Consider the following 16,744-nt stretch of genomic DNA (forward strand, 5'->3'; position numbering starts at 1 on the left):
CGAAATACCTTCACCATTCACTAAGGGTTTGATGATGTCTTTCATTAATCACACCAGGGATGGGCAACGTCAGCCTGCCGCAACACCTTCGTTGCTGGCCGCCTGCATTGCTATGGCATTGACGCCAACCGCCGCTTTCGCTGCTTCAACCACCGAAGATACCGTTGTCGTTGACGGGGGTTTTGACAACACACAGGATCTTTCTGCCAGCCAGGATCAGGATTACAGCGTAAAAACCACCACCACCGGCACCAAACTGTTGTTGGTTCCCCGCGACATCCCACAGTCCGTCAGCGTTATCAGCCAGCAACGTATGGCTGACCAGAATCTGCAATCCATCGGACAGGTGCTGACGAACACCACGGGCATTACGGCCCAGGTGCAGGACAGCGACCGTACCGTGTTTTACTCACGCGGCTTTTTCGTCAGCAACTACGCCTATGACGACTTGCCAACCTCCATCAGTGAAGTGTGGAACTTTGGTGATACCGCCGCCGATACCGCGATTTATGACCGCATTGAAGTGGTTCGCGGCGCCACCGGCCTGATGTCCGGCACGGGGAACCCGGCGGCGTACGTTAATATGGTGCGTAAGCACGCGGACAGCCCGGAATTTAAAGGTAACGTCTCCGCCAGCTACGGCAGCTGGGACAAGCAGCGCTACGTGCTGGATCTCCAGGCGCCGCTGGTAGAGTCAGGTAAGGTACGGGGTCGTCTGATCACCGGTTATCAGGACAACGACAGCTTCGTGGATAACTACCACTACCGGAAGAAATTCCTCTACGGCGTGATGGACGCGGATGTCACCGACAGCACGACTCTCTCGGTAGGGTATGAGTATCAGGAAAGCCATACCGCCGACCCAACCTGGGGCGGACTGCCGACCTGGTACAGCGACGGAAGTAAGACCCACTACAATCGCAGCCAGACCGTCGCGCCTGACTGGGCCTATTCAGATAAAGACAGCACCCGCATCTTCGCTAACCTGACTCAGCGTTTCGATAATGGCTGGGAAGCGCATATCAACGGTATGCACGCTGAAACCAACTTCGACTCCAAACTGATGTATATGTCCGGCTATCCGGATAAAGAGACCGGTGCGGGCCTGGTAGGTTACGGCGGCTGGAACCGTGGGGAACGTAAACAGGATGCGGTCGACGCCTTCCTGCGCGGCGGCTTCGATCTCTTTGGTCGTCAACATGAAATGATGTTCGGCGGCAGCTTCAGCCGTCAACGTAACCATTACGACAACTCCATGCCGGATGCGGTATACGGCATGGTGGATGTCGGCAACTTTAAGAACTGGAACGGGAACATCGCCGATCCGCAGTGGACGCCGTGGAAACTCTACAGCAAGGATGATATTCGCCAGTCTTCAGCCTATTCTTCGGCTCGTTTCTCGCTGGCCGATCCGCTGCACCTGATCCTGGGCGCGCGCTACACCCAATACAATATTCGTTATAACCCGGCAGGATCGCCGAATACCCGTCTGGAAAGCACCAAAGATGATGTCACGCCGTACGCTGGCCTGGTGTATGACATCAATGAGGACTGGTCGACCTACGTCAGCTATACCTCTATCTTCCAGCCGCAGGATAAGCGCGATGCCAACGGACGTTATCTCGACCCTACCACGGGCAAAAGCTACGAAGCCGGGGTGAAGGCAGACTGGTTTAATACCCGCCTCACCACCTCACTGGCGATTTTCCGCATTGAGCAGGATAACGTCGCCAGCAATACCTATACCTACATGCCGAGCGGTGAGTCGATCTATGAATCGCTGGACGGGGTGGTCAGCAAAGGGGTCGAGTTCGAGCTCAACGGTGCCCTGACCGATAACTGGCAGCTGACCTTCGGCGCGACGCGTTACATCGCAGAAGATAAGAATGGCAACGCCGTCAGCTCCGATCAGCCGCGCACAACCATGAAGCTCTTCACCCGCTATCAGTTGCCAATGCTGCCGGAACTGACCGTGGGCGGTGGCGTAAACTGGCAGAACAAAGTGTGGACGGACGTGGAAGGCGGCCCGGCAGGACGTTCCCGCGCGGAGCAAGGCAGCTATGGGCTGGTGAACCTGTTCAGCCGTTATCAGGTCACCAAAGATTTTGCGGTACAGGCTAACGTCAACAACCTGTTCGACAAAGAGTATTACGATTACGTCGGCTCTTATGTAGTGTATGGCGCGCCGCTGAACGTCTCGGTGAGCGCGAGCTACGATTTCTGAGTGACAGAAGCCCGGTGGCGCTGCGCTTACCGGGCGTACCCATCACGTAGGCCAGGTAAAGCGCAGCCGCCACCCGGCACCACAAGCCGCAATAATAAAAAAGGCAGCCATTCGGCTGCCTTAGTCTCCCCAGGTCACAGCTTAGTTGTTGCGGATGTACTCATCCATTTCGGTTTTCAGGTTATCGGATTTCGTACCGAAGATAGCCTGAACACCAGAACCTGCAACAACGACGCCCGCTGCGCCCAGTTTTTTCAGACCCGGCTGGTCTACTTTCGCAACGTCGGCAACGCTCACACGCAGACGAGTGATACACGCGTCCAGGTTAGTGATGTTCTCTTTACCACCGAAAGCAGCTACCAGAGCAGGCGCCATTTCGCTGGTCGCACCGGCTTTGCTGTCTTCCGTTGCATCTTCACGACCCGGCGTTTTCAGGTCCAGTGCTTTGATCAGCACGCGGAAGACGGTGTAGTACACCACTGCGTAGCCTGCACCCACGATTGGGAACAGCCACAGCTTGCTGCTGTTACCGGACAGAACGATGAAGTCGATCAGACCGTGAGAGAAGGACGTACCGTCACGCATACCCAGCAGGATACAGATTGGGAATGCCAGACCTGCCAGTACAGCGTGGATGATGTACAGGATCGGCGCAACGAACATGAAGGAGAACTCGATCGGCTCGGTGATACCGGTCAGGAACGAGGTCAGCGCTGCGGAGATCATGATACCGCCCACTTTTGCACGGTTCTCTGGTTTAGCAGAGTGCCAAATCGCAATTGCGGCAGCTGGCAGACCGTACATTTTGAACAGGAAGCCACCAGACAGTTTACCTGCCGTTGGGTCACCCGCCATGTAGCGTGGGATGTCGCCGTGGAACACCTGGCCTGCTGCGTTGGTGTATTCACCAATCTGCATCTGGAATGGAACGTTCCAGATGTGATGCAGACCAAATGGTACCAGGCAGCGCTCAATGAAGCCGTAGATGCCGAACGCCACAACCGGGTTCTGGTAAGCCGCCCACTGAGAGAAGGTCTGGATTGCCGTACCGATTGGTGGCCAGATGAAGGACAGGACCACACCGGTGAAAATCGCGGCCAGACCAGAAATGATCGGCACAAAACGTTTACCCGCGAAGAAGCCCAGATACTCAGGCAGCTTGATGCGATAGAAGCGGTTAAACATATACGCTGCAATCGCACCGGAGATGATACCACCGAGAACACCGGTGTCCGCCAGATGCTTAGCGGCAATCTCTTCAGCAGGTAAATGCAGTACCAGCGGCGCAACCACAGCCATGGTTTTCACCATGATGCCGTAAGCAACAACGGACGCCAGAGCAGATACACCGTCGTTATTGGTGAAGCCCAGAGCAACACCGATAGCGAAGATCAGCGGCATGTTAGCAAAAACAGAACCGCCTGCTTCGGCCATCACGTGGGAAACTACGGCTGGCAGCCAGCTGAAGTTTGCAGAACCGACACCCAGCAGGATACCTGCGATAGGTAGTACGGATACTGGCAGCATCAGCGATTTACCGACCTTTTGCAGGTTAGCAAATGCATTCTTAAACATAATTGAGAGTGCTCCTGAGTATTTGTGCTTTTTTTACGTTTTCACGCATTGGCCCGGGGGGAGTACCGCGCCGTGGACAGGACATCTAAGCGCCCTTTATTTATTACACAGAGTAAAATAATTCCCTCTGAGTTTGTTTGACGGCTATCACGTTTCAGTTCAAGACGGCCAAAAAACTTGCAGATATTTACATAAAGCATGTCTGGATGTGTCTAAAAACGCCATCACCGCCCCAAATGAGGCGGTGAACTTTACTCGTTTTACTTATTAATTACGAGCCTAAAAATAACAGGTGTATCAGACAGATTGCAGGCGGGCGGGGTCGATATGGAACAGGCTGGCGAAGTTTTCCGTTGTCACGCGAGCCAGCTCTTCAATACTGACACCTTTCAGAACGGCCATATACTCAGCGACATCCCGGGTCATCGCTGGCTGATTCTCTTTGCCGCGATGAGGCACCGGCGCCAGGTACGGGGAATCGGTTTCCACCAGAATACGATCCAGCGGAACATAGCGCGCCGCATCACGCAGTTGCTCAGCATTGCGGAACGTGACAATCCCCGAGAATGAAATATAAAAGCCTAAATCAAGCAGCTTACCCGCCGTTTCTCTGTCTTCTGTGAAACAGTGTAGTACGCCACCGCAATCCGTCACCTTTTCTTCCCGCAGGATCGCCAGCGTGTCGGCGCGCGCATCGCGGGTATGAACGATAACCGGCTTATTCAGCTCACGGCCAATACGGATGTGGTTGCGGAAGGATTCCTGCTGGCGAGGTTTTGTTTCGGGGGTGTAGAAATAGTCCAGACCGGTCTCGCCCATCGCCACTACGCCCTCTTCTGCGGCAAGACGGCGTAAATCCTCAACGTCGTAAGCTTCATCCTGATTCAGCGGATGCACGCCGCAGGAGAAGACGACATTATCGCGCTCGCCTACCAGTTCACGCATGGAGCGGTAACCCGGCAGCGTGGTCGCCACGGCCAGGCAAAATTTCACATCGCGCGCGGCGGCTTTCGCCAGCACGTCGTCCACATTTTTATGCAGGGATTGATAATCCAGGCCATCGAGATGGCAGTGTGAGTCGACTAAAAACATAATGTCTCTCTCAGAGGTGGGAAACCGGCGGTATGACACCCGGTTGCAGGTAGTGTTCGATACGCAGTAACTGGTCGGTCAGTAAAAGCTCGCGATTGAGACCGGTTACCGTCAAAAGTTGTTCACGACTCTGGCAGATATCATGAAGGATAGCGTGCAGCGACTGCCCTGACAGGCGATTCGCCAGTGTGGTGACCAACGCCCACACGTCAGGGTTAGTCAGAAGCGTAGCCCCCTGCTGGATTTTGAGCGCATCCAGCAGCAGTGCGGCCAGCCAGTGCAGCCGTTCCGGAGCCTGATCGCTGTTCAGCGCTGGCAGCATGCTCAGCCAGTCATGGCTGTCGAGGGCTGATTCAACCGCACGACACAGCGTTTCACGCTGGGACCACACCTCCGGCTGCAATAAGGCCAGCGCAGCCGCAGGCGCACCGCTGCACAGGCGCAACGCCGAGCGCGCCGCGTCTTGTGACACCGTCACTTCTCGCTCAAGCCAGGCGAGCGACCAGGATTCCTGAGGGACAGCGAGGTGGTGAAGACGGCAGCGACTGCGCAGCGTCGCCAGCAAGCGTTCCGGCTCGCGGCAGGAGAGGAAAAACCAGGTGTTCTCTGGCGGCTCTTCCAGGGTTTTTAACAGGGCGTTGGCTGCGGCTTCCGTGAGCAGCGCGGCGTCTTTCAGCCACACCACTTTCGCCCCGCCCAGACGCGCATATTCGTACAGTTTCTCACTGACCTCACGCACCGCGTCGATACCGAGCGTATTTTTGCCTTTCTCGGGTTCGAGGGTGTAATAGTCAGGATGCGTGCCCGCCTGCATGAGCTGGCAACCCCGGCACTTACCGCAGCTTTTATGTCCTTCCGGCTGTTGGCACATCAGAAAGCGGGTGATGGCGTAAATCAACGCATCATCACCCATTCCCGGAAGCGCCTGGATCAGTAACGCATGATGCCCCCGACCAACCTGATAGCTGCCGATCAGCTGTTCAAAGTGTGGGCGCAACCATGGATACCATTTCATGCCTGCTGCTCCTGTAGCCACTGCGTAACAGTCTGCTGAATATCACGCGTAACGTCTTCAAGAGATTGCGTCGCATCGATGGTACGAATGGTCTTGTCCTGCCCGGCCAGTTCCAGATAACGCGCACGGGTGCGGTTAAAGAAATCAAAAGATTCCTGTTCAATGCGGTCCAGTTCGCCGCGGGCACGGGCGCGCTTCAGGCCCACCTCAGGGGTCACGTCCAGATACAGCGTCAGGTCAGGACGGAAATCGCCCAGAACCGCGTCGCGAAGCGTAGCCAGCATGGTCTGGTCGATACCCCGGCCACCGCCCTGATATGCCTGGGTTGAGAGATCGTGGCGATCGCCAATCACCCATTTCCCTTCTGCCAGAGCGGGTTTGATCACCGTCTCCACCAGCTGAACGCGCGCCGCATAGAACATCAGCACTTCCGCTTTGTCGGTAATAACTTCATCGCCAACGGATTTGATATCCAGAACCAGGCTGCGCAGTTTTTCCGCCAGCTGCGTACCGCCCGGCTCGCGGGTGAAGACCATGTCGGCAACGCCAAGCGACGTAAGCGTATCCACCACCACGTTACGGGCAGTTGTTTTGCCCGCCCCTTCGAGTCCCTCAATGACAATGTATTTACTGCGCATTTTTTTCCTTAAGTGCCTTCAGATAGTCCTGAACGGAGCGATTGTGGCTGGCCAGGTTGGTATTGAACGTGTGCCCCCCTTTTCCGTCAGCCACAAAATAGAGATACGGCGTTTTGGCCGGGTGCGCGGCGGCCTTCAACGATGCTTCACTCGGCGTCGCAATCGGTCCAGGCGGCAGGCCGCTAATCACGTAAGTATTATACGCCGTTGGCGTCTCCAGATCTTTTCTGGAAATCCTGCCGTTGTAGTTTTCGCCCATGCCGTAGATGACGGTAGGATCGGTTTGCAAACGCATGCCGATGCGCAGACGGTTAATAAACACCGAGGCAACCTGGTCACGTTCGGCAGCAACGGCCGTCTCTTTCTCGATGATCGAGGCCATCGTCATGAACTGGTTTTGATCTTTATAAGGCAGGCCTTCTGCTCGCCCTTCCCAGGCAGCGTCTACCGCCGCGACCATTTTGTTGTGCGCGCGCTTCAGCATGGCCACATCCGTCGTGCCTGCCGTATACATCCACGTATCGGGCCAGAACCAGCCTTCCACCCACTCGGGATGTTCGAATTTTAAGGCGTCTGCCACGGTCTGGTAGCGGTCATCTTTCAGCGTATGCTTGATGTACGGCGCGTCACGCAGCTGCCTGAGGTAATCGCTCAGACGCATACCTTCCACGAAACGCAGCGGGAACTGGGCTTCTTTACCACTTTCCAGCAGTTGCAGCATCTCGCGCACGGTCATGCCAGGGGTAAAGCGATAGGTACCGGCCTTGAAATGGGACAGGTCCGGTTCAATACGCAGCAGCCACTGGAATACGCGTGGGCGATTGATAATTTTGTCGTCATACAGCTGCTGACCAAGCGCCTGCCGCCCGGTCCCCGCTTTCAGGGTAAAAATCGTCTCGTCTTTTATCAGGATCTGACTCTCCGCCAGCTGACGGACTTTCCACACTCCTGCTCCGCCAGCGATACCTAACGCAACGATCAGAAGGAGGACAAAGCGTAACATTTTCTTCATGACTACCTGGTTTGCTCACATAACGGGGCCAGAAACTGGAACAGCTCGCGGGATGACCAGCATTTGCGGCCATAAGCGCGAACGGGGACAACGGGCATCAGCGCATTGCAGATAACAACTTCATCGGCAGCCAACAGCGCCTCTTCCTTAGCGTTGACTTCGACAACGCGAAAGCCTGCGCGTGCCAGCTGGTGCATACAAAACTGCCGCATAATGCCGTTGACGCCGGCCTGCTCCAGCGAAGGCGTGAACACGTCACTGCCCTTCCGCCAGAGTAAATTAGCCGCACAGCATTCCGTAATGTACCCTTCGCTGTCAAGAACCAGCGCCTCCCCGGCCTCCGTCTGCTCAAGATGAGTACGAATTAGCACCTGTTCAAGGCGGTTGAGATGTTTTATGCCAGCGAGCATCGGGTTTCTTCCCAGACGTACCGGACTTAGCGCCAGGGCTACGCCCTCTTCACGCCAGTGCGCATAATGGGAAGGATAATCTGAAACGGAAAGGATCCGCGTAGGATGCAGACAGGCAGAACCGCTATAGCCCCGGCCACCGCTCCCGCGGCTGATAATGACTTTCAGGACGCCGCTTGCTTTTTCTGACGCCAGCCGACGCATCTCACTTTCAAGAATGTCCCACTGCGAGAAGGGGATCAGTAATGTTTCGCAGGCTTTTTGTAAACGAAGGATATGGGCCCCGAGCAGGCACATGTCACCGTCGAGAATACGCGCAGTCGTGAAACAGCCATCGCCAAACTGGGTCGCCCTGTCGCTTGCCGGCAGCGTGTCTTGCTCAAGGCCATTAATCAAAAACATAGTGGCTCCTTATGCGTGGAGGCTCAGTCTGGCAGGATGTGGACAGCCGGACAAGGGGATTTCGCCTAATAAAAAAGGCCCGGCAAGCGGACCTTTTTTATCGTCAGCGACTAACCAGACTCAGACCTTTTTGAAGATCAGAGAACCGTTAGTCCCACCGAAGCCGAAGGAGTTACACAGGGTATACTCCATACCGCTAACCTGGCGCGCTTCGTGAGGAACGAAGTCCAGATCGCAACCTTCATCCGGGTTATCCAGGTTGATGGTTGGTGGTACAGCCTGATCGCGCAGCGCGAGAATAGAGTAGATTGACTCTACTGCCCCCGCAGCGCCCAGCAGGTGACCGGTCATGGATTTCGTGGAGCTCACCAGCACACGGCTGGCAGATTCGCCGAAGATAGACTTAACAGCCTGCGCTTCTGCTTTATCGCCCGCAGGGGTAGACGTCCCATGCGCGTTAACGTAGCCAATCTGTGCCGGCGTAATGCCCGCATCACGGATGGCGTTTTCCATCGCCAGCGCAGCACCTGCGCCATTCTCTGGAGGAGACGTCATGTGATAAGCATCGCTGCTCATGCCAAAGCCAACAACTTCAGCATAAATTTTCGCGCCACGTTTTTTCGCGTGTTCGTACTCTTCCAGTACGATCATGCCTGCACCGTCACCCAGCACGAAACCATCACGGTCTTTATCCCACGGACGGCTCGCCGCCTGAGGATTATCGTTTCGGGTAGAGAGCGCACGCGCTGCACCGAAACCACCGACGCCCAGTGGGGTACTGGCTTTTTCAGCGCCGCCCGCAACCATAGCATCTGCATCGCCGTACGCAATGATACGCGCGGCCTGGCCGATGTTATGCACGCCAGACGTACAGGCTGTCGCGATTGAGATGCTTGGGCCACGCAGGCCGAACATAATGGTCAGGTGACCTGCCACCATGTTGACAATCGTAGACGGAACGAAGAACGGGCTGATTTTACGCGGGCCGCCATTCATCAGAGATGTATGGTTTTCTTCAATCAGACCAAGACCGCCAATCCCGGAGCCGATAGCGGCGCCGATACGGGTCGCGTTCTCTTCCGTAATCTCAAGGCCAGAATCCTGCATGGCCTGAACGCCAGCGACAATTCCATATTGAATGAAGGCATCCATCTTGCGCTGTTCTTTGCGCGAGATGATCTCTTCACAGTTAAAATCCTTTACTAAGCCAGCAAATTTCGTTGCATAGGCGCTAGTATCGAAATGGTCGATTAGGCTGATGCCGCTCTGACCGGCAAGGAGAGCTTTCCAGGTGGACTCTACGGTATTGCCGACAGGAGACAACATGCCAAGTCCGGTCACAACTACACGACGCTTAGACACGCTTGTCCTCCAGGGAGGGATAAAAAAAGAGATTCGTGGGACAACAAAAGATAAAACTCAGGCGGTCGAATGACCGCCTGGAGATGTTCACTTACGCCTGGTGACCGTTGATGTAATCAATGGCAGCCTGAACGGTGGTGATTTTCTCAGCTTCTTCGTCCGGAATCTCAGTATCAAACTCTTCTTCCAGAGCCATTACCAGCTCAACGGTGTCAAGAGAATCTGCGCCCAGGTCTTCAACAAAGGAAGCGGAGTTCACAACTTCTTCCTGCTTAACGCCCAGCTGTTCGCCGATAATTTTCTTAACGCGTTCTTCGATAGTGCTCATACTCTTAAATTTCCTATCAAAACTCGCTTTCGCGATGGTTTTCGTAGTGTATAAAATGTTGAAAAATTTGCAACTAAATCCCGGCAGGTCTTACCACGATTTTACGTTATTTTGAGGCCATTTGCCCAAATAACGCAAATATTTTCGATCGTGATTAAACCATGTACATCCCGCCGTTGACGTGGAGGGTTTCACCAGTGATGTAACCCGCTTCGTCAGAGGCTAAAAATGCAACCGCGCTGGCGATTTCTTTAGGGTCGCCAAGACGACCCGCTGGAACTGCCGCCAGCGTACCCGCACGCTGCTCATCAGTTAGCGCACGCGTCATGTCCGTTTCAATAAAGCCCGGAGCAACAACGTTTACAGTAATTCCGCGGGACGCGACTTCACGCGCCAGCGACTTACTGAAACCGATCAGACCTGCTTTCGCCGCAGCGTAGTTAGCCTGACCAGCATTTCCCATGGTACCAACCACAGAACCTACAGTGATAATACGACCATGACGCTTTTTCATCATAGCGCGCATTACCGCTTTTGACAGACGGAATACAGATGACAGGTTGGTTTCGATAATATCGTTCCACTCGTCGTCTTTCATTCGCATCAGCAGGTTGTCGCGAGTGATCCCGGCATTATTGACCAGAATATCCACTTCGCCAAACTCTGCGCGAATATTTTCCAGAACAGATTCGATAGATGCTGGTTCAGTCACATTCAGTACCAGACCTTTACCGTTCGCACCCAGATAGTCGCTGATGGCCTGTGCGCCATTCTCGCTGGTCGCAGTCCCGATCACCGTTGCGCCGCGCGCAACCAGTGTTTCAGCAATAGCGCGCCCAATACCGCGGCTTGCGCCGGTCACCAGGGCAATTTTTCCTTCAAAACTCATGGTATTCCTCTTTTATTGCGAGAGTGCCGCTTTCATGGCTTCCGGCTCGTTAATCGCCGAGGCAGTCAGGGTATCTACAATACGTTTTGTCAGACCGGTAAGTACTTTACCTGGACCGACTTCATACAGATGTTCCACGCCCTGAGACGCCATAAATTCAACAGTTTTAGTCCACTGAACCGGGCTGTAGAGCTGGCGAACCAGCGCGTTACGGATAGCCTCCGGCGCGGTTTCGCACTTCACATCGACGTTATTCACAACGGAAATCGTCGGTGCGTTAAAGGTCATTTTTTCCAGCTCAACCGCGAGCTTATCGGCTGCGGGCTTCATCAGCGCGCAGTGAGACGGCACGCTCACCGGCAGGGGCAGTGCACGTTTTGCGCCCGCAGCTTTACAGGCAGCGCCTGCACGCTCAACCGCTTCTTTATGACCCGCGATTACCACCTGGCCTGGCGAGTTAAAGTTTACCGGAGAAACGACCTGACCTTCAGCAGATTCTTCACAGGCTTTAGCGATAGAAGCATCATCCAGACCGATGATGGCAGACATGCCGCCCGTGCCTTCTGGCACCGCTTCCTGCATGAATTTACCACGCAATTCAACCAGGCGTACCGCGTCAGCGAAGGCAATCACGCCAGCGCAGACCAGCGCAGAGTATTCACCGAGGCTATGACCCGCCATCAGCGTCGGCGCTTTGCCGCCCTGCTGCTGCCATACGCGCCACAATGCGACGGATGCCGCCAGCAGTGCCGGTTGAGTCTGCCAGGTTTTGTTCAGTTCTTCAGCGGGGCCCTGTTGGGTCAGCGCCCACAGATCATAACCCAGCGCGTCAGAAGCTTCACGGAAAGTCTCTTCAATAACCGGATAGTTTGCTGCCATTTCAGACAACATCCCAACAGTTTGCGAGCCCTGTCCCGGGAACACAAAAGCAAATTGCGTCATTTTTTAATCCTTATCCTAGAAACGAACCAGCGCGGAACCCCAGGTGAACCCGCCACCAAAGGCTTCAAGCAAGACCAGTTGGCCCCGTTTAATTCGTCCATCGCGTACCGCTTCGTCAAATGCGCACGGTACCGATGCCGCAGAGGTGTTGCCGTGGCGATCGAGCGTCACCACAACGTTATCCATAGACATGCCCAACTTCTTCGCCGTCGCGCTGATAATACGCAGGTTAGCCTGATGCGGTACCAGCCAGTCGAGTGCGGCGCGGTCCAGATTGTTCGCTTCCAGCGTCTCATCAACGATGTGAGCCAGTTCAGTCACGGCCACTTTAAACACTTCGTTACCTGCCATTGTCAGGTAAATTGAACTGTCCGGATTAACGCGATCGGCGTTAGGCAGCGTTAACAGCTCGCCGTAGCGGCCATCGGCATGCAGGTGCGTGGAGATGATGCCCGGCTCTTCGGACTGCCCCAGCAGCACCGCGCCCGCGCCATCGCCAAAAATAATGATCGTGCCGCGATCGGTTGGATCGCAGGTACGCGCCAGCACGTCAGCGCCGATCACCAGCGCATATTTTACGGCGCCCGATTTTACATACTGATCGGCGATGCTCAGTGCATAGGTGAAACCCGCGCATGCTGCTGCAACATCAAATGCCGGGCAGCCTTTGATGCCGAGCATGTTCTGCACCTGGCACGCTGCGCTTGGGAAGGCATGCGTGGCAGAGGTGGTCGCCACCACAATAAGCCCGATCTGTTCTTTATCAATGCCAGCCATCTCAAGCGCTCGCTGAGCGGCTTCGTAGCCCATGGTGGACACAGTTTCGTCTGGCGCGGCGATACGACGTTCACGGATACCTGTGCGCGTGACAATCCACTCGTCAGACGTATCTACCATTTTTTCAAGATCGGCGTTGGTACGCACTTGTTTTGGCAGGTAGCTGCCGGTACCTAAAATCTTCGTATACATGTACGCTCAGTCACTTTTAGCTAATACAGATCCCAGGCGAGCGGCAATCCTCTGAGGGACTTGACGCTGCACCGCCTGCACTGCCTGTTCAATCGCGACGGTAAATGCTCGCTGATTGGCGGCGCCATGACTCTTAATCACGATGCCGCGCAATCCTAACAGACAGGCGCCATTATACTGGTCGGGGTTGAGGTGACTGAATCGCCGCGTCAGGCTTTTTTGTAACCAACGCTTTAATATAATCAGCCACCAGGACCTTTTTTTACCGTCTCCCTGCGATTTCAGCAGAGAAAGGAACATTCGTACGACCCCTTCCATGGTCTTCAACGTCACGTTTCCGGTGAAGCCATCACACACTAATACATCCGTTTTGCCCGTCAGCAACTCATTGGCTTCGAGATAACCAATATAGTTGATGGAGGGGACCTGTTTGAGTATTTCCGCAGCGTCGCGGATACTGTCCAGACCTTTGGTCTCTTCTTCACCAATATTCAATAACGCAACGCGGGGATTGTTAATCCCGAGCACGTCTTCTGCCAGCACCGACCCCATAACGGCAAACTGAGCCAGCATTGTACTATCACAATCCACGTTAGCGCCCAGATCCAGCACCACCGTTTTGCCCTTCTGCTGATGCGGTAACACCGTCACCAGCGCCGGACGCTCAATGCCCTCAATCGGCTTGAGCAATAATTTCGACAGCCCCATCAGCGCGCCAGTATTTCCCGCGCTGACGCAAGCCTGTGCTCGCCCTTCTTTCACCAGCTCCAGCGCCATTCGCATAGAGCTGCCGCGGCTATTACGAATAGCCTGCGATGGCCGGGCATCACTGGCAATAACTGACTGCGCAGGAATAATCTGCAGACGCGAACGTTGTTCAAAGTCAGCTTTTGCAAGTAATGGCGTGATTGTGTCGGGATTACCGACTAAAAGAAGTGTGAGTTGCGAATTAGAATTCAGTGCCTGCAATGCTGCAGGCACTGTCACGGTAGGGCCAAAATCTCCCCCCATGACATCTAACGCCAGGGTTAGACGTGTCAAGGTATCGTCGCAGCCTGGTTCGGTAAACTCCCCGTTTGCACGGGGAAGTTCCTCACTAAGCCTAATCACGCTGACGCGTGATTACTTAGTGATAACCTTGCGGCCGCGGTAGAAACCGTCAGCGGTGATGTGGTGACGCAGGTGTTTCTCACCAGAAGTCTTGTCTACAGACAGGCTGGTAACTGCGGTCAGCGCGTCATGGGAACGACGCATGCCACGTTTGGAACGGGTTGGTTTATTCTGTTGTACGGCCATGGACCTTACTCCTCAATTACTTACGCTTTAAGCTGGCTAATACGGCAAATGGGTTTGGTTTTTGCGCTTCATCAGGCAGTTCCCCAAAGACCATGTCCGCCTCGGACACTTCACAGTGTTCAGAATCATGCACCGGAACGACTGGCAGGGAGAGGATGACTTCATCTTCAACCAGCGCCAGAAGATCGATTTCACCGAATTCGTTAACCTCAATCGGCTCATACGCTTCCGGGAGTGCTTCAGCCTGTTCGTCAGAACGAACCGGACTAAAACAATACGTTGTGTGAACATGCTGTACAAACGGTTTCCCGCAACGCTGACATTCGAGCGTTACCGTCACCTTTGCATCACCGGTTAACACGGCGAGACGCTGGTTGTCGATAGCGAACGACATGGAGCATTCTACATCACTGTCCACACTGACTACAGATTCGGCAATACGCTCAGCCTGATCGGAAGAATAGATTCCTTCGTAATCGAGGCGTTTTTGAGCCGTACGAACCGGATCAAGAGTCAGGGGTAATTTTACCTTTTGCATAGGGCGCGCATATTAACTTTGTAACGTCATAGAGTCAAAGAAAAAGGCAACCAGAGCTGCCTTTTGCCAATTATTCGCACACATTGCGGCCTGTAGTTTAAAATGGCTGGCATCGATACGCTATATCTGGTGATAAAAATATGCCAAATCTCGTCCTTGCTTCCACTTCACCTTATCGCCGAATGCTGCTGGAAAAGCTCGGGATCCCGTTTGAATGCGCTGCGCCGGAGGTGGATGAAACGCCACAGCCGGGCGAGTCACCGCGTCATCTGGTGACCCGTCTCGCGAAAGAGAAAGCACAGTCGCTGGCCGCACGTTACCCCGCTCATCTGATTATAGGCTCCGATCAGGTTTGTGTGCTGGACGGCGAAATCACCGGCAAACCGTATACGGAAGAAATCGCCTGCCAGCAGCTTTTGCGTGCGCGAGGCAGTATCGTGACCTTTTATACCGGCCTGGCGCTATATAATTCGGCTTCCGGCCATCTGCAAACCGAGTGCGAGCCGTTTGATGTGCACTTCCGTCATCTTAGCGAACAGGAGATTATGGATTATGTGCGTCGGGAACGTCCGCTGAACTGTGCAGGGAGCTTTAAAAGTGAAGGACTAGGGATTGCGTTGTTCGACAAGCTCGATGGCCGCGATCCCAACACGCTGGTGGGGTTGCCGCTGATTGCGCTGTGCCAGATGTTAAGGCGAGAAGAGTGTAATCCGCTGACGATGTGACCGTTGCGGCCTGATGCCCCCACCCCGGCCCTCTCCCTGTGGGAGAGGGAGAAAAACATGTAGGCCGGGTAAGCGCAGCGCTACCCGGCACAAAATCAGCCGCGCAGAACTTTCAGACAGCGTTTGAGCTGCTCATCCAGCGGCGCTTCAATACGGATAACTTCACCGGTATTAGGATGGGTGAACTTCAGCGCTGCCGCATGCAGGAACAGACGCGATAGCCCCGTCCCCGCCAGCTGCTTATCAAATTCGCGATCGCCATAGCGGTCATCAAACGCAATCGGATGGCCCGCAAACTGGGTATGGACGCGAATCTGGTGAGTACGCCCCGTCACCGGACTACAGCGCACCAGCGTGGCGAATTCGTAGCGCTCTTCAACTTTAAAGCGCGTCTCAGACGGTTTCCCTTCCTGATTAACACGAACAATGCGCTCGCCGCTTTGCAGAATATTTTTCAGCAGCGGCGCCTGCACCACTTTCACGTGGGACTGCCACTGGCCGCGCACCAGCGCCAGATAATCTTTCTGCATCCCTTTTTCGCGCAGCTGTTCATGCAGTGAACGCAGCGCAGAACGTTTTTTCGCCACTAGCAGCACGCCAGAGGTATCACGGTCAAGACGGTGAACCAGTTCGAGGAAACGCGCTTCCGGGCGCAGCGCGCGTAACCCTTCAATCACGCCGAAGCTTAGGCCGCTCCCCCCGTGTACCGCCGTTCCGGACGGTTTATTCAGCACCAGAATGTGGTCGTCCTCATAAAGGATAACGTCGCTCAGGGCCGCGACTTTTTGCAGCTTCGGAGAAACGACCTCTTCTTCACGCTCTGCAACACGTACCGGTGGAATGCGGACTTCATCGCCCGCCTCGAGCTTATACTCTGGCTTCACGCGTTTTTTGTTCACCCGCACCTCGCCCTTACGCAAGATGCGATAAATCATGCTTTTTGGCACACCCTTCAGCTGGGTGCGCAAAAAATTATCGATACGTTGCCCCGCCTCGTCGTCGGCGATGGCAACCATTTTTACGGCTGGAGTCTCTGTTTTCATGGTTGGCGATTCTAAATAGCGTCAGGCATTAGCGCCACTCATTTTTCTATGCTTATATTTACTTTTATCCGGACCGCTCCCCTTTCGCGCAATCGATTTGGTGGTTATTAAACCAATCACCCCGTTGAAGTGAAGAAACTGTGAGTAACCGGGTGATAATTGGTAAAAGTCATCTTGCTATAACCCGGCGAGCAGTGGAATAATGAATCCGTTTTCCGCGTTAAATCCGGGTTTTGTAAGGATGTCGACGGAATGACCAATTTTGTCTGACCGATCATCCACGC

17 protein-coding genes are annotated in these 16,744 nt (G+C 54.6%); 2 read left to right on the forward strand and 15 right to left on the reverse strand.

What is annotated here, in order from left to right:
- Positions 1–34: 34 nt before the first annotated feature.
- Positions 35–2,224: a ferric-rhodotorulic acid/ferric-coprogen receptor FhuE gene (fhuE, locus tag AM329_RS08525; protein WP_032609004.1), complete on the forward strand. Its 2,190-nt coding sequence runs from the start codon at positions 35–37 to the stop codon at positions 2,222–2,224.
- Positions 2,225–2,365: 141 nt separating this feature from the next.
- On the opposite strand, the gene ptsG is transcribed toward fhuE, so the two are convergent.
- The 14 genes from ptsG to yceD form a co-directional block, all read right to left on the reverse strand.
- Positions 2,366–3,799, reverse strand: coding sequence for a PTS glucose transporter subunit IIBC (ptsG, locus tag AM329_RS08530; protein ID WP_003857942.1), 1,434 nt, complete (start codon positions 3,797–3,799; stop codon positions 2,366–2,368).
- Between the two features lie 297 nt (positions 3,800–4,096).
- Entirely contained in the window at positions 4,097–4,891 is a 795-nt protein-coding gene (locus tag AM329_RS08535; RefSeq protein ID WP_015570819.1) for a metal-dependent hydrolase, read from the reverse strand.
- Between the two features lie 10 nt (positions 4,892–4,901).
- Positions 4,902–5,906, reverse strand: a complete 1,005-nt coding sequence (gene holB / locus AM329_RS08540) for a DNA polymerase III subunit delta' (protein WP_003857944.1) — start codon at positions 5,904–5,906, stop codon at positions 4,902–4,904.
- A complete protein-coding gene (tmk, locus tag AM329_RS08545; protein WP_003857946.1) occupies positions 5,903–6,544 on the reverse strand; it encodes a dTMP kinase in 642 nt (213 codons plus the stop codon). The genes holB and tmk overlap by 4 nt, the downstream gene beginning before the upstream one ends.
- Positions 6,534–7,556 (reverse strand): cell division protein YceG, encoded by a 1,023-nt coding sequence (gene yceG, locus AM329_RS08550; RefSeq protein ID WP_032609003.1) that lies wholly within the window; start codon positions 7,554–7,556, stop codon positions 6,534–6,536. The genes tmk and yceG overlap by 11 nt, the downstream gene beginning before the upstream one ends.
- A 2-nt stretch (positions 7,557–7,558) precedes the next feature.
- Positions 7,559–8,368 (reverse strand): aminodeoxychorismate lyase, encoded by an 810-nt coding sequence (gene pabC, locus AM329_RS08555; RefSeq protein ID WP_022650785.1) that lies wholly within the window; start codon positions 8,366–8,368, stop codon positions 7,559–7,561.
- 120 nt (positions 8,369–8,488) lie between these two features.
- Positions 8,489–9,730, reverse strand: coding sequence for a beta-ketoacyl-ACP synthase II (gene fabF, locus AM329_RS08560; protein ID WP_003857950.1), 1,242 nt, complete (start codon positions 9,728–9,730; stop codon positions 8,489–8,491).
- A 91-nt stretch (positions 9,731–9,821) separates the two neighbouring features.
- Complete coding sequence (acpP, locus tag AM329_RS08565; protein ID WP_003857954.1) at positions 9,822–10,058, reverse strand: acyl carrier protein; 237 nt, start codon at positions 10,056–10,058, stop codon at positions 9,822–9,824.
- Between the two features lie 154 nt (positions 10,059–10,212).
- Complete coding sequence (gene fabG / locus AM329_RS08570; protein ID WP_003857956.1) at positions 10,213–10,947, reverse strand: 3-oxoacyl-ACP reductase FabG; 735 nt, start codon at positions 10,945–10,947, stop codon at positions 10,213–10,215.
- 12 nt (positions 10,948–10,959) lie between these two features.
- Positions 10,960–11,889, reverse strand: a complete 930-nt coding sequence (gene fabD / locus AM329_RS08575) for an ACP S-malonyltransferase (protein ID WP_003857958.1) — start codon at positions 11,887–11,889, stop codon at positions 10,960–10,962.
- A 15-nt stretch (positions 11,890–11,904) separates the two neighbouring features.
- Complete coding sequence (locus AM329_RS08580; RefSeq protein ID WP_003857960.1) at positions 11,905–12,858, reverse strand: beta-ketoacyl-ACP synthase III; 954 nt, start codon at positions 12,856–12,858, stop codon at positions 11,905–11,907.
- A gap of 6 nt (positions 12,859–12,864) precedes the next feature.
- A complete protein-coding gene (plsX, locus tag AM329_RS08585; RefSeq protein WP_003857962.1) occupies positions 12,865–13,899 on the reverse strand; it encodes a phosphate acyltransferase PlsX in 1,035 nt (344 codons plus the stop codon).
- Between the two features lie 81 nt (positions 13,900–13,980).
- On the reverse strand, positions 13,981–14,154 hold the full coding sequence (rpmF, locus tag AM329_RS08590; protein ID WP_003857964.1) for a 50S ribosomal protein L32: 174 nt from the start codon (positions 14,152–14,154) through the stop codon (positions 13,981–13,983).
- A 16-nt stretch (positions 14,155–14,170) separates the two neighbouring features.
- Positions 14,171–14,692 carry a 23S rRNA accumulation protein YceD gene (gene yceD / locus AM329_RS08595; RefSeq protein WP_003857966.1) on the reverse strand — a complete coding sequence of 174 codons (522 nt, stop codon included), beginning with the start codon at positions 14,690–14,692 and terminating at the stop codon, positions 14,171–14,173.
- A 140-nt stretch (positions 14,693–14,832) separates the two neighbouring features.
- Between yceD and AM329_RS08600 the strand changes: the two genes are divergently transcribed.
- Positions 14,833–15,417: a nucleoside triphosphate pyrophosphatase gene (locus AM329_RS08600; RefSeq protein WP_032609001.1), complete on the forward strand. Its 585-nt coding sequence runs from the start codon at positions 14,833–14,835 to the stop codon at positions 15,415–15,417.
- A gap of 95 nt (positions 15,418–15,512) precedes the next feature.
- Here the strand turns inward: AM329_RS08600 and rluC are convergent, their stop codons facing one another.
- Positions 15,513–16,460 carry a 23S rRNA pseudouridine(955/2504/2580) synthase RluC gene (rluC, locus tag AM329_RS08605; RefSeq protein ID WP_003857970.1) on the reverse strand — a complete coding sequence of 316 codons (948 nt, stop codon included), beginning with the start codon at positions 16,458–16,460 and terminating at the stop codon, positions 15,513–15,515.
- Positions 16,461–16,744: the final 284 nt, after the last annotated feature.

Source organism: Enterobacter cloacae complex sp. AR_0002 (assembly GCF_001922365.1).
Lineage (GTDB): Bacteria > Pseudomonadota > Gammaproteobacteria > Enterobacterales > Enterobacteriaceae > Enterobacter > Enterobacter hormaechei_C.

Bases quoted from the DNA above. Each gene is read 5' to 3' on its own strand.
- fhuE (WP_032609004.1), top strand. From the start codon at position 35: ATGTCTTTCATTAATCACACCAGGGATGGGCAACGTCAGCCTGCCGCA.
- ptsG (WP_003857942.1), bottom strand. From the start codon at position 3,799: ATGTTTAAGAATGCATTTGCTAACCTGCAAAAGGTCGGTAAATCGCTG.
- AM329_RS08535 (WP_015570819.1), bottom strand. From the start codon at position 4,891: ATGTTTTTAGTCGACTCACACTGCCATCTCGATGGCCTGGATTATCAA.
- holB (WP_003857944.1), bottom strand. From the start codon at position 5,906: ATGAAATGGTATCCATGGTTGCGCCCACACTTTGAACAGCTGATCGGC.
- tmk (WP_003857946.1), bottom strand. From the start codon at position 6,544: ATGCGCAGTAAATACATTGTCATTGAGGGACTCGAAGGGGCGGGCAAA.
- yceG (WP_032609003.1), bottom strand. From the start codon at position 7,556: ATGAAGAAAATGTTACGCTTTGTCCTCCTTCTGATCGTTGCGTTAGGT.
- pabC (WP_022650785.1), bottom strand. From the start codon at position 8,368: ATGTTTTTGATTAATGGCCTTGAGCAAGACACGCTGCCGGCAAGCGAC.
- acpP (WP_003857954.1), bottom strand. From the start codon at position 10,058: ATGAGCACTATCGAAGAACGCGTTAAGAAAATTATCGGCGAACAGCTG.
- fabG (WP_003857956.1), bottom strand. From the start codon at position 10,947: ATGAGTTTTGAAGGAAAAATTGCCCTGGTGACCGGCGCAAGCCGCGGT.
- fabD (WP_003857958.1), bottom strand. From the start codon at position 11,889: ATGACGCAATTTGCTTTTGTGTTCCCGGGACAGGGCTCGCAAACTGTT.
- AM329_RS08580 (WP_003857960.1), bottom strand. From the start codon at position 12,858: ATGTATACGAAGATTTTAGGTACCGGCAGCTACCTGCCAAAACAAGTG.
- rpmF (WP_003857964.1), bottom strand. From the start codon at position 14,154: ATGGCCGTACAACAGAATAAACCAACCCGTTCCAAACGTGGCATGCGT.
- yceD (WP_003857966.1), bottom strand. From the start codon at position 14,692: ATGCAAAAGGTAAAATTACCCCTGACTCTTGATCCGGTTCGTACGGCT.
- AM329_RS08600 (WP_032609001.1), top strand. From the start codon at position 14,833: ATGCCAAATCTCGTCCTTGCTTCCACTTCACCTTATCGCCGAATGCTG.
- rluC (WP_003857970.1), bottom strand. From the start codon at position 16,460: ATGAAAACAGAGACTCCAGCCGTAAAAATGGTTGCCATCGCCGACGAC.